Below are 12,694 nucleotides of genomic sequence, written 5' to 3'. Positions count from 1 at the left end.
TGCGCCGGGCATGCAGGACGGCGTCGCCGCACGGCTCGCGCCGCTGCTCACCAAGATCCTGCTCGGCCCGGAGACCTCCGGGGACGCCGAGACCGCGGGGTCCGAGCTGCCGATCAGGGTGCGCGCCTGGGACGGCAGTTCGATCGGCCCCGCCGCCGCGCCGACGTTCGTGATCCGGCACCGCCGGGCGCTGCGACGGCTGCTGTGGAAGCCGGGGGAGATGGGCCTCGTCCGCGCCTACGTGGCGGGCGAGCTGGACATCGAGGGCGACATCTTCGCCGCGCTGGGCGCCGTCCAGCGGGTGATGCGCAGCGGTGACGAGCCGATCCGGCTGGGCAGCGACGACAAGCGGGAGATCGTCCGCACCGCGGTGATGCTGGGCGCGGTGGGGCCCGAGCCGAAGCCGCCGCCCGAGGAGTTCCCCACCGGGCGGGCCCCCGACGACACGACGGGGCCGTTCGGCGAGTCGGCGGAGTTCTTCGAGCTGCTGCTGGGCGAGAGCATGGCCTATAGCTGCGGCGACTGGGAGGGCGCGCAGGACCTCGACGAGGCGCAGCGCATCATGCGCGAGTCCGTCACCGAGCGGCTCGGCCTGTTCCCCGGTGCCCGCGTCCTCGACCTCAACTGCGGGTGGGGCGCGTTCGCCTTTCACGCCGCAGCCAAGGAGTCGGTGCGCGTGGTGGGCCTCGTCCGCTCCCGCTCACAGGCCGACCACGTGCGCGAACGTGCCGCCGAGCTGGGGATGGCCGACCGGGTCGAGCCCAGGCTGGGCGACCTGGCCGCGGCGGGCGGCGGCCCGTACGACGCCATCGTGGGGCTCGGCGGCGCTGAGCTCGGCGGCGGCGTCGGGTCCGCCGCGCTGCCCGCCGACCAACTGTTCGGGTTGCTGGCGCCCGGCGGGCGGCTGCTGGTGCAGCAGAGCCTGCGCCGGCCCGGTCCGCACAGCGTCCGCCGCACGTTCACCACCAGCTACATGTTCCCCGAGGACGGTGAGTTGCGGCCCTTGGGCGAGGTCGTCTCGACGCTGGAGGAGGCCGGGCTGGAGGTGCGCGGGGTCGCCGCGCTGCGCGAGCACTACGCCCGCACGCTGCGGTCCTGGGCCGCCGGCCTGCGGCGGCGTTGGGCGGAGGCCGGCGAGCTGGCCAGCCCCGGCCGGGCCCGCGTGTGGCTGCTCTACCTGGCGGCGTCGGCCCTCGCCTGCGAGAGCGGCCGGATCGGCGTGCACGAGATCCTGGCCGTGCGCCGCGACCGTGACGGCCGGGCGGGTGAGACGCTGGTGGACGCCCTCACGGTGCACGACTCCGCCGGGCGCTGACGCTTTCGGGGGGAATTACGGGGACTCGCCGGGCTTTCGGAAATAAGCAGACCCGGAATGGGCAAAAGCCGGTCTCGGTCGCATATCAGGGGGCGTTCTTTTCGGGCCGGTTTCGATAGGCTGGCGCCGCCCCCGTGGCCCAACGGGAGAGGCGGGCCCCCTAAAAGGGCCTTTGGTGTCGGTTCGAATCCGACCGGGGGCACCACGGAGCCGTCCCGGCCCGACGTCGCGCCGCCGGGACGGAGGGAACACCACGGCCCGCTCCGGCGTCTACACTGGTCTAAGGACTGTGTAGTTCGGAGGCAACATGGAAAGCCGGAACCCCGCCTTCCGGAGCGATCGCTTCGGTCAGCACATGGGCCCGGGGTACACGCCGAGCCCGCAACAACTGCAGGACATGTACGAGCAGCCGGCCTACACGCCGCCGGCGCAGCGCACGATGACCGTCGACGACGTGGTCGTCAAGAGCTTCCTGGCGCTCGGCACGCTGGTGGTGACCGGCGCGCTCACCTGGGCGTTCGTTCCGCTCCCCACCGCCCTCGGAGTGGCCTTCATCGCCTTCCTGGCCCAGTTCGGGCTGGCGATGTACATCAGCTTCGGCCAGAAGGCCAACGCCCCGCTGGTGCTGACGTTCGCCGCGCTGTACGGCGTGGGTGTCGGCGCGATCAGCCACTACTTCGAGAGCCGCTGGGACGGGGTCGTCTTCCAGGCGGTGATCGGCACCGCCCTGGCGTTCGGCGCGATGCTGGCGGTGCACTCGCTGCGCATCATCCGGGTGACCCCCAAGCTGGCCCGGTTCGTGATCGCGGCCGGGTTCGCGATGGTCGGGCTGATGCTGATCAACCTGGTGGCCTCGCTGTTCAACGACACCGGCATCGGCATCCGCGAGAACGGCCCGCTCGGCATCACCTTCAGCGTGATCGCCATCCTGCTGGGCTGCTTCTTCCTGCTGCTGGACTTCGACACGGTCGAGCAGGGCGTGGCCGCCGGCGCCCCGGAGAAGTTCGCCTGGTACTGCGCCTTCGGCCTGGTGCTGAGCCTGGTGTGGATCTACCTGGAGCTGCTGCGGCTGCTGTCGTACCTGCGCGAGTAGCCACGGGTCCGTCGTCCCGCCGCGTCGGCCGGACGACGGACCCCGAACGCGGATCAGCCCCCGCCGGAGTGCCGGCCGGGGGCTGATCCGCGTTTCGCCTTCGGAACGGGCGCGCCTAGTAGTGGCGCATCCTGCGGGTGCGCTCGTGCTCGCGAACGAGGGCGGAGGCGTAGCCGTGCGAGATCCCGTGCTCGTCGGCCAGCCAACTGGATCGTTCCTCACAGCGGAGGAACGACGGCCCGTTCTCGATGGTCTCGAACCACTCGGGGAGGTCACGTCCCGTGACCGAGGGAATGCGCGCGAGGAGCTTGGTGTGCGTTTCCGGCGAGTGGTTCAGTGACATCGGCACCTCCAGGTCGCGGGGTTCTTCCTGTTGACTCTGCAACACGTTCCGCAGTGTGACAACCCCCTGACGGCGACCTATCCCTCACGTAACGTAGATCATTCTTGAACATGAACGGGGCGGCCCCGCACGATCGTGCGAGCCGCCCCGATGCACTGACCCACACCCGAAGACGTCTAGCTCGGCCCGCCTCAAGGCCCCCAAGCCGACCTTGGGGGTGTGGGGGCCGCCGCCACAAAAAGACGGCAACCAAACGGGGGTTTCGGCCCGGCCCTTCAGGCGGGCGACCCGGAGCGCCAGCGGAGGGTCGCCCGCCTGAAGATCTCCAAGGCCGGGCGCGGGGGGTGTGGGGGGTCGCCCCCCACAATGACTAGCTGAGCCGCTCGAGCACCATCGCCATGCCCTGGCCGCCGCCCACGCACATGGTCTCCAGACCGAACTGCTTGTCGTGGAAGCGCAGCGAGTTGATCAGCGTGGAGGTGAGGCGCGCGCCGGTCATGCCGAACGGGTGGCCGACCGCGATGGCGCCGCCGTTGACGTTCAGCTTGTCCATGTCGATGCCGAGGTCCTCGGCGGACGGCAGCACCTGGGCGGCGAACGCCTCGTTGATCTCGACCAGGTCGATGTCGTCGATGGTCATGCCCGCGTTGGCCAGCGCCTTGCGGGACGCCTCGACCGGGCCCAGGCCCATGATCTCGGGGGACAGCCCGGTGACGCCGGTGGAGACCACCCGGGCCAGCGGGGTGATGCCCAGCTCGGCGGCCTTGGTGTCGCTCATGACGACGACCGCGGCGGCGCCGTCGTTCAGCGGGCAGCAGTTGGCGGCGGTGATGGTGCCGTCGGGGCGGAAGGACGGCTGGAGCTGGCTGACCTTCTCCAGGGTGGTGCCGGCGCGGGGGCCGTCGTCCTTGGACACCACGGTGCCGTCGGGCAGGGTCACCGGGGTGATGTCCTGCTCCCAGAATCCGTTGGCGATCGCCTTCTCGGCCAGGTTCTGCGAACGGACGCCGAACTCGTCCTGGGCCTCACGGGTGACGCCGCGCAGGCTCGCCACGTTCTCGGCGGTCTGGCCCATCGCGATGTAGACGTCGGGGATCCGGCCGTCCTGGCGGGGGTCGTGCCAGACGCCGGCGCCGCCCTCGGCGGCCTTGGCGGTGCGGGCCTTGGCCTCGTTGAAGACGTCGTTCTCGGTGTTGGGCATGCCGTCGCTGCTGCCGTTGATGAAGCGGCTGACGGTCTCGACACCGGCCGAGATGATCACGTCGGCCTCGCCGGCCTTGATGGCGTGCAGGGCCATCCGGGTGGTCTGCAGGGAGGACGAGCAGTACCGGGTGATGGTCGCGCCGGGCACCTGGTCCCAGCCGAGCAGCACGGAGACCACGCGGCCCAGGTTGTGGCCCTGCTCCCCGCCGGGCAGTCCGCAGCCCAGCAGCAGGTCGTCGATGTGGTCGGGGCCGAGCTGCGGCACCTTGGCCATCGCGGCGGTGATCATCTGCGCGGTGAGCGTGTCCGGGCGAATGTCCTTCAGCGAACCCTTGAACGCGCGTCCGATCGGCGAACGAGCGGTCGAGACGATGACTGCCTCGGGCATGGCGATCTCCCTCGTGTCGGCGACCGGAGTTACTCGCCGGTCATGAGTGCAACTTAGCCTCTGTCGGTCACCGGGTCATACGCGGGGGTGTCTCTTATTATGCCCACCATCTAATAAGTGCCTGTTTACGCTGTTGGGTGATAAATCAGCCGTACATGCCGGGGCTGGTGCCCTTGGCGTCGCGCACCGCCCGCAGGGCTCCCTGCTCGTCGCGCCACACCCGCCAGCCGTCCACCGCGCCGGTGTACCAGCCCGGCGGCGGGCCCGGATTCGCCACCTTGCCGCCGGTGCCGAGGTCGTACGCGCACAGCGGCGCGATCGGGAAGAACCCCCGGTGCCCCCGGATCCGCAGCTCGGCGGGATTGACCGTGCAGAACGACCACGTGCGCAGGCCCCGGGCGGCGATGTCGGTGCCGCGCCGCAGGTCGACGGCCGTGCCCGGCCTGCCCTGCGACAGGAACCCCAGCGTGGACAGGTCCGACGGGAAGGCCAGCCACCAGGCCGTCCGGGGCGCCTTCGCGGCCGGCACGCGCGCGATGGTGCGACCGGTGCGCGGGTCGAGTTGGGCGAAGTCCCCGTACATGCCCCGGGTGTCCACCTGCCGGGCCATCAGCGAGACCGCCGGGCCGGCGCTCGGGTAGACGCGCAGCAGCCGCTGCCGCGTCCACACCGGTCGACCGTCCGACATCCGCAGGCCGAAGAACCCGAACGCCGACAGCGGCCTGCCCCGGCGCCTCTGGTACGGGCCCAGGTAGCCCACCAGCGTCTCGCCGAGGGAGGTGAACGCCCAGCCGCCGGACAGATCGACCCCCGGGCCCACCGCGCGCTCCACCGGGAAGGACCACAGCGTCCGGCCGGTGCGCAGGTCGCGGCTCTCCAGCACGGGGTGCTGCGCCATCCGGAAGACGACCACGCGCCGTTCGTCGGACCACTCGACCTCGGCGATCCCCGGCATCCGCCACAGCGGGCGGCCGGTCGCGGAGTCCAGGGCGACGAAGCGGGCGCCCGGCCGCGCGGTGAACTCCGACATGCAGACATGGATCCCGCAGCGCACGGGGCCGAACGTGGAGTCCACCGGGCGCGTCCACCGCTGCGCCCCCGTCCGGGCGTCCCGGGCGACCAGCATGGCCCGCCACCGCCCGACCTTCCGCGGCTCCACCGAGGCCACCACCGGGGCCCTGGCCGGCCCGAACACCGCCGGCGGCTGCACGCCCATCCCCGGCAGCCGTCCCGCCATCGTGGACGGCCGCGACCAGCGGCGCTTCCCCGCCGCCAGGTCGTACACGGCGGTCTCCAACTGCCCGTCGGGGCGCAGCCCCGTCACCGCCGCGAACCCGCTCGCGCTCACCGGGCGGCTCACCGCGTTCACCGTCGAGTCCGACCACCCCGGCGCCGCCTCGGCGGCGGGCGCGCCGGGCCCGCCCGAACATCCCGCGGCGCCCAGCATCACCGCCGTGATGGCGATGTGTACGGGAGTGGATGCGGAAAGTAGTCGCCTGGAGGCGTGCAGAACCATGGGCTGACTCCTGGGGGTGCGAGGAGAAGCTTGCGGGATCGGGTGCGAGGAGGTCGGGTGCGGACGTCGGTCAGGCGGTGCCCGGCGCCACCCCGGCCGTCGGGCCGTGGCCCGGATCGGCGTCGGGGCCGGCCGGGGCGCCGCGCCGCCGCAACAGGGTGGCCCAGCGGCCCCGGGGCCCGCGCTCACGGCCCGCGACCCGGGTGCCCGCCACCTCCGTGCCGGGCTCCTCGGCGGCCTCGGCCGCGGCCAGGTACACCGGCAGGACGCCGACACCGCGTGCGGACACCGGCTCCGGCTCGGGCTCCAGCCCGAGCGCGGACGCCATCGACGGTAGCAGCGCCATGGCCGCCGATGCGTAACCTCGCGCAGACGGATGGTAACGATCCTCGCTGAACATCTCCCGGGGATCGGCGGCGAACTCCCGACCCAGCAGGTCGCCCAGCGACACCGACCGGGCGCCGCGCTCCACCGCCGCGATGGTCTGCGCGGCGGCCAACTGGCGGCTGGCCCGCTGGGCGATCCAGCGCAGCGGCTGCATCAGCGGCTTCACCGAGCCCAGGTCCGGGCAGGTGCCGACCACCACCTGGGAGCCCGCGTCCAGCAGTCGCCGCACGGCGCCGTCGAGATGGCGGACGGACTCGGCGGGGGAGATGCGGGCGGTGACGTCGTTGGCCCCGATCATCACCACCGCGATGTCGGGACGGGCCGTCAGCGCCTGGGTGACCTGGCCGTCCAGCATCTCGCTGCGGGAGCCCGAACGCGCCACGTTGGTCAGCCGCACCGGCCGCCCGGCGATCGCCGACAGTCCGGTGGCCAGCAGCGCGGCGGGGGTCTCGTCCGGCTCGTGCACACCCAGCCCGGCCGCGGTGGAGTCGCCCAGCACCGCGAACGAGATCGGCTCGCCGGGCAGCGCGGACCCGTACAGGCCGTCGGCCGCAGGGGGGTCGCCGTTGGGGGTGCCCTGGATGATCCGCCGGGCCAGCCGGGCCTCCACCACGATCAGCCCGAACGTCAGCCCGCCCAGTGCGGTGATGCCCCCGCCGCCGTAGGCCGCCGCCGTCGCGATCCGTCGCGCCGTCCGCGCTCTCAGCATCCTTCACCTGACCCGTTCCCGCCGCACCGGCGCTCACGCGGTGTGACGACTTCTGGAGGTATGGATCCCCCTGCCACCTGTTGTCGGCTACCGTCAGGTAGTGAAATCTATCCGACCGTGTGCTCCGCGACCTCGCAGTACACGCGGTGGAAACACGGGGAAACGCGGACGGGCCACTCGTTCGCGACCGCCTCGCTGATTGCGACAAGGACGTCGATCGTGCGTGTTCACAACTCGCTGACCGAGCTGATGGGCGACACCCCGCTCGTGCGGCTGCGCAAGGTGACCGAGGGCCTGGCCCCCCAGGTCCTGGCCAAGGTCGAGTACTTCAATCCCGGCGGCTCGGTCAAGGACCGGATCGCGGTCCGGATGATCGACGCCGCCGAGGCGTCCGGCGCGCTGCGTCCCGGCGGCACGATCGTCGAGCCGACCTCCGGCAACACCGGGGTGGGCCTGGCCATCGTGGCCCAGGAGCGCGGCTACCGCTGCGTCTTCATCTGCCCCGACAAGGTCGCCCAGGACAAGATCGACGTGCTGCGGGCCTACGGCGCCGAGGTGGTGGTCTGCCCGACCGCCGTGTCCCCGGACCACCCGGACTCGTACTACTCGGTGTCGGATCGGCTGGCCCGGGAGATCCCGGACGCCTGGAAGCCCGACCAGTACGCCAACCCGAACAACCCGCGCTCCCACTACGAGACCACCGGGCCCGAGCTGTGGGAGCAGACCGAGGGCCGGATCACCCACTTCGTGACGGGGATCGGCACCGGCGGCACCATCAGCGGCACCGGCCGTTACCTCAAGGAGGTCTCCGACGGCCGGGTGAAGATCATCGGCGCGGACCCGGAGGGCTCGGTCTACTCCGGCGGCACCGGACGCCCCTACCTGGTGGAGGGTGTCGGCGAGGACATCTGGCCGGAGACCTACGACCGGGACGTCTGCGACGAGATCATCGCGGTGTCCGACAAGGACTCCTTCACCATGACCCGCCGGCTGGCCCGCGAGGAGGCGATGCTGGTCGGCGGCTCCTGCGGGATGGCGGTGGTGGCCGCCCTGCGGGTCGCCGAACGCGCCGGGCCCGAGGACGTCGTGGTGGTGCTGCTCCCGGACGGCGGCCGGGGCTACCTCTCCAAGATCTTCAACGACGACTGGATGGCCAGCTACGGGTTCCTGTCGGCCCCCACGGAGGAGGTCCGCGTCCGCGAGGTGCTGGCCCGCAAGAACTCGGGGCTGCCCCAGTTCGTCCACGTCCACCCCTACGAGACCGTCGAGACGGCGATCTCCGTGATGCGCGAGTACGGGGTGTCCCAGCTTCCGGTGATGAAGGAGGAGCCCCCGGTGATGGCCGCCGAGGTGGTCGGCGCCATCCGGGAGACCGACCTGCTCACCGCGTTGGTGCACGGCCGGGCCCGTCTCGCCGACCGCGTCGAGGGGCACATGGCCGAGCCGCTGCCCCAGGTCGGCGGAGGCGACCCGGTCAGCAAGGCCGTCGGCGTCCTGGAGAAGTCCGGCGCGGCCGTCGTCCTCGACGACGGCAAGCCCACCGGCCTCATCACCCGCCAGGACCTCCTCACCTTCCTCGCCGCCACGGTCTGAGGGGAACGACGCGTGACCGACGACGACCGCCTGGAGACGGCCTGGGAGGCGATCGTCGGGGACTTCCCCCTCGTCGACCCCCAGGACTCCGGGCCGGCGGCCCTGGCGGGGCTGTACGAGCGCCTCGTCGGGCTGTTCGCCGGGCTGGGTGTCGAGGACGCCGCGACCCGCGTCCGGATGCCCGCCGACCTCCTGAGGTTCCTCGCGCTCGCCGGGGGCACCCGTCGGCGTGGGGACGAGTACGGCCTGTACCTGTTCGGGCCCGCGACCGTCGCGTCGCAGACCGCCCAGGACTCCGGCCTGTTCGCCGAGCACAGGCCGGTGGAGTCGGGGCTCTGGCTGACCATCGGCTCCTACGGCGACAAGCACGTCATCACCCTGTGCTGCGACGCCGATGACGCGAGGTTCGGCGTCGTCGTCGACGGTCACGACGACCATCCGTGGAACGACGGCGGCGGGAACGTCCCCTGGGCCGACTCGTTCACCGGGCTCCTCACCGACCTCGGCGCGTAGCCGCACCTGGACGAAGGCCGAGGGGCCCGCTCGTGGAGCGGGCCCCTCGTTCCTTCATGGGGGTGTTGGGCCGCGGCCGGCGTGGGCGGCTCGTGATGGCCGCGGCCCAACGTCTCTACCGGTGGCCGGCCCTCTCCGGGGAGAGGTGCTCGCCTCCGGGCGACGGCGGACGGTGCCCACCCTTGGGTTCGTCGCCGTGTCCCGGCCACCAGGCCTTGTGGCCCAGCAGCGCGGTGATGCCCGGGACCAGGAAGATGGACATCACGAAGGCCGACAGCGCGATCCCCAGCGCGATGGAGAAGCCCATCTGCTGCAGCATCGACACCTTGGCCAGCAGCATCACCGAGAACGTCCCGGCCAGGATCAGACCGGCCGCGGCGACGGTCGGACCGCCGTGCTCGACCGCCAGCGCGGCGGCCTTGCGCGGCTCGTGGCCCTCCTTGGCCTCCTCCCGCAGCCGTGCGGTCATCAGGATGTTGTAGTCGGTCCCGATGGCCAGCACGAACAGGTACAACATGATCGGCAGGTGGAAGATCTCGCCCGGTTCGCCCAGCGCGCCCTGGAAGACGTACACCGCGGCGCCCAGGGTCGCGGCGAAGCCGAGCAGCACCGCCGGGACCAGGTACAGCGGGGCGACCACCGACCTCAGCAGCAGGAGCAGGATCAGCGCGATCAGCACACCGGCGACCGGCAGGATCACCGACAGGTCCCGGTTGACGACCTTGTTGATGTCGCCGTAGATCGCGGTCTCACCGCCGACCAGCACCTTGGTGCCGTCCGGCGCGGCCTTGTGGACGGCCGGTCGGAGATCGTTCTTGACCAGGTTGATGGCCTTGTTGTCGACCGGGTTGCCCTTGAGGACCAGGTCGACCTGCACCACCGGGCCGCCGGCCGGCGGCTGGGCCGGGCCGACCCCGCCGACGCCCGGCAGGTCCTCGGCGGCCTTCCGGAACTCGGCGATCTTGGCGTCGGGGACCTTGGCCCCGTCGGCGGAGGAGAGGTAGACCTGCACCGGACGCAACTGCCCCGCCGGGAAGCCGGTCTGCATCTCCTTGATGGCCTGGGCCGACTCGGTGTCCTGCGGGAAGCTGGACTGGAAGTCGTAGTCCGCCTTGAAGGAGAACGTGCCCAGCGCCAGCAGCACGAGCACCCCGGTGGACGCGATCGCCATCAGCGCCGGGCGGCGGCCGACCAGGTTGCCCAGCTTGGCCGCGGAGGTGCCCTTCGGCTGGTTCTTCCAGGCCTTGGACGGCCAGAACACGGCCGTCCCGATCAGCGACAGCAGGGCCGGCATCAGGGTCAGCGAGGTGACGCCCATGACCAGCACGCCGACCGCCAGCGAGGGGCCCCAGGCGGCGAACAGCTCGAACTTGGCGAGCATCAGCACCAGGAAGGTCGCCGCGATGGCGGCCGCCGCGGAGGTGATGACCTCGCCGACCCGTTCCATCGCCGAGATCAGCGCGACCTTGCGGTCCTCGCCCGCCCGCAGTCGCTCCCGGTAGCGGAACAGGATGAACAGGTAGTAGTCGGCGCCGACGCCGAACATCACGATGGTGAGGATGATCTGGAGACTGTCGTCACCGGAGAAGTCCAGCAGTCTCGAGACCGTGCCGATCAACCCCATCGCCACCGCCTCGGTGACGGCGACGATCAGGATCGGCAGCACCGCCGCCAGCGGGGCCCGGAAGATCAGCAGGATCAGGCCGATGATCAGGACGAACGTGGCGATGGAGATGATCGCGAAGGACTGCGTGAAGGAGTCCTCGTTGTCCAGCCAGGCCGCCGGGTCGCCGCCGACCTTGGCCGTCAGCGGGGCGCCGCCCAGCTCCGTCGGGAGCCGCTTGCGGATGTCCTTGATCGCGTCGCTCTGCTTCGTCTGGTCGTCGGCGCTCAGCCCCTTCATCGGGATACTGACGATCTGCACCGACTTGTTGGGCGCCACCGAGTCCGGACCGGCGATCACGCCCTGCACGCTCGGGTAGCGCTTGGCCTGCAGGTTGTCGGCGATCCGCTGGACGGTGGCGCTGTCGGCGGCCTCGATCTTGCCGCCGTCCTTGCGCTTGAAGACGATCAGCGCGGTCGTGTCGGCGGTCTGCGGGAAGGACTTCTCCGCCAGCTTGGCCGCCTGGACCGACTCGTACTCCTTGGGTAGGAAATCGCCTTGGTCGGCGTTGGTCTGTAGGGACGGCGAGAGCGCGATGATGGCCACTGCCGCGACCACCCACGCCAAGATCGTCCACCACGGGTGTCTCACGACGACGCGTGCCAGTGCAGCGAACATCCCCGCGCCTTTCTCAGTGGGAGCATGACGATTACCTACAGAACGGTACGGATCGAGTTCCCAACATGAGTCGGTCCACACGGGGAAATCCCAGGTGATACCTCCGAGGGAGCGTCTCCTCCTCCAGGAGGGGGACAGGGCCACTAACCTCGTGTTTCATGGACGACGACGTTCGGCACGGCTTCGAGACGCTGGCCATCCATGCGGGGCAGGAACCCGACGCCGCCACCGGTGCGGTGGTCCCCCCGATCTATCAGGTCTCCACGTACAAGCAGGACGGCGTGGGCGGGCTCAGAGGCGGTTACGAGTACAGTCGCTCCGCCAATCCAACGCGCACGGCCCTCGAAGAGTGCCTGGCGGCCCTGGAGGGCGGCGCCCGGGGCCTGGCCTTCGCCTCCGGTCTGGCGGCCGAGGACGCCTTGCTGCGTACGATCTGCCGGCCCGGCGACCACGTGGTGGTCCCCAATGACGCCTACGGCGGCACCTACCGGCTCTTCGCCAAGGTGTACGAGCAGTGGGGCGTGGTCCACGACCCCGTTCCGCTGGGCGATCCGGACGCCGTCCGGGCGGCGATCCGCCCGGACACCAGGGCGATCTGGGTGGAGACGCCCACCAACCCGTTGCTCGGCATCGCCGACATCGAGGCGCTGGCCGCCGTCGCGCGCGACGCCGGGGCCCTGCTGGTCGTGGACAACACCTTCGCCTCCCCGTACCTGCAGCGTCCCCTGACGCTCGGCGCGGACGTGGTCGTGCACTCCACCACCAAGTACCTCGGCGGCCACTCCGACGTGGTCGGCGGCGCGCTGGTGGCCGCCGACGCGGGGCTGGGGGAGCGACTGGCCTTCCACCAGAACGCCATGGGCGCGGTGGCGGGCCCGTTCGACGCCTGGCTGACGCTGCGGGGGATCAAGACGCTGGGCGTGCGGATGGACCGGCACTGCGCCAACGCCACGGCCGTGGTCGACCTGCTCACCGCGCATCCGGCCGTCCGGTCGGTGCTGTACCCGGGGCTGCCCGGCCATCCGGGGCACGAGACCGCCGCCAAGCAGATGGCGGCGTTCGGCGGGATGGTGTCGTTCCGGCTGGCCTCCGAGGAGGCGGCGGTCCGGGTGTGCGAACGCACCCGACTGTTCACCCTCGGCGAGTCGCTCGGCGGTGTGGAGTCGCTGATCGAGCACCCCGGGCGGATGACGCACGCGTCGGCGGCCGGCTCCCCGCTGGAGGTCCCCGGCGATCTGGTCCGACTCTCGGTCGGCATCGAGAGCGTCGATGACCTGCTGTCCGATCTACGGCAGGCGCTCGGCTGATCGACGGGCGGGTGAACGGAGCGGATACACAAGATCCAATCCGCCG

General features: G+C 71.4%; 10 protein-coding genes and 1 tRNA gene. 6 read left to right on the top strand and 5 right to left on the bottom strand.

The window, feature by feature from the left end:
- Nucleotides 1–10 precede the first annotated feature (10 nt).
- The 3 genes from DFJ69_RS07545 (at nt 11) to DFJ69_RS07535 (ending at nt 2,408) form a co-directional block, all read left to right on the top strand.
- The gene (locus DFJ69_RS07545; RefSeq protein WP_116021811.1) at nt 11–1,315 is read left to right on the top strand and encodes a class I SAM-dependent methyltransferase; all 1,305 of its coding nucleotides are present in this window, start codon (nt 11–13) and stop codon (nt 1,313–1,315) included.
- A 128-nt stretch (nt 1,316–1,443) separates the two neighbouring features.
- Nucleotides 1,444–1,520 (top strand) — tRNA-Leu (locus DFJ69_RS07540).
- Nucleotides 1,521–1,622: 102 nt separating this feature from the next.
- Complete coding sequence (locus DFJ69_RS07535; protein ID WP_116021810.1) at nt 1,623–2,408, top strand: Bax inhibitor-1/YccA family protein; 786 nt, start codon at nt 1,623–1,625, stop codon at nt 2,406–2,408.
- Nucleotides 2,409–2,523: 115 nt separating this feature from the next.
- Here DFJ69_RS07535 and DFJ69_RS07530 read toward each other — a convergent pair whose 3' ends face one another.
- The 4 genes from DFJ69_RS07530 to DFJ69_RS07515 form a co-directional block, all read right to left on the bottom strand.
- A complete protein-coding gene (locus tag DFJ69_RS07530) occupies nt 2,524–2,751 on the bottom strand; it encodes a DUF4287 domain-containing protein (RefSeq protein WP_116021809.1) in 228 nt (75 codons plus the stop codon).
- Nucleotides 2,752–3,121: 370 nt separating this feature from the next.
- A complete protein-coding gene (locus DFJ69_RS07525; RefSeq protein WP_116021808.1) occupies nt 3,122–4,342 on the bottom strand; it encodes an acetyl-CoA C-acetyltransferase in 1,221 nt (406 codons plus the stop codon).
- A 145-nt stretch (nt 4,343–4,487) separates the two neighbouring features.
- On the bottom strand, nt 4,488–5,858 hold the full coding sequence (locus tag DFJ69_RS07520) for an outer membrane protein assembly factor BamB family protein (RefSeq protein ID WP_116021807.1): 1,371 nt from the start codon (nt 5,856–5,858) through the stop codon (nt 4,488–4,490).
- Between the two features lie 70 nt (nt 5,859–5,928).
- Nucleotides 5,929–6,954, bottom strand: a complete 1,026-nt coding sequence (locus DFJ69_RS07515; protein WP_116021806.1) for an SGNH/GDSL hydrolase family protein — start codon at nt 6,952–6,954, stop codon at nt 5,929–5,931.
- A 219-nt stretch (nt 6,955–7,173) separates the two neighbouring features.
- Between DFJ69_RS07515 and DFJ69_RS07510 the strand changes: the two genes are divergently transcribed.
- A complete protein-coding gene (locus DFJ69_RS07510) occupies nt 7,174–8,547 on the top strand; it encodes a cystathionine beta-synthase (protein WP_116021805.1) in 1,374 nt (457 codons plus the stop codon).
- Nucleotides 8,548–8,559: 12 nt separating this feature from the next.
- Nucleotides 8,560–9,060 (top strand): hypothetical protein, encoded by a 501-nt coding sequence (locus DFJ69_RS07505; protein ID WP_116021804.1) that lies wholly within the window; start codon nt 8,560–8,562, stop codon nt 9,058–9,060.
- 115 nt (nt 9,061–9,175) lie between these two features.
- On the opposite strand, the gene DFJ69_RS07500 is transcribed toward DFJ69_RS07505, so the two are convergent.
- The gene (locus DFJ69_RS07500; RefSeq protein WP_245974128.1) at nt 9,176–11,281 is read right to left on the bottom strand and encodes an MMPL family transporter; all 2,106 of its coding nucleotides are present in this window, start codon (nt 11,279–11,281) and stop codon (nt 9,176–9,178) included.
- Nucleotides 11,282–11,499: 218 nt separating this feature from the next.
- Here DFJ69_RS07500 and DFJ69_RS07495 point away from each other — a divergent pair, with 218 nt between their 5' ends.
- Nucleotides 11,500–12,648, top strand: coding sequence for a cystathionine gamma-synthase (locus DFJ69_RS07495; RefSeq protein WP_116021802.1), 1,149 nt, complete (start codon nt 11,500–11,502; stop codon nt 12,646–12,648).
- Nucleotides 12,649–12,694 lie beyond the last annotated feature (46 nt).

The sequence above is a fragment of the Thermomonospora umbrina genome, from assembly GCF_003386555.1.
Classification (GTDB): Bacteria; Actinomycetota; Actinomycetes; order Streptosporangiales; family Streptosporangiaceae; genus Thermomonospora; species Thermomonospora umbrina.
This window is presented reverse-complemented; position numbering and strand designations above follow the sequence as displayed.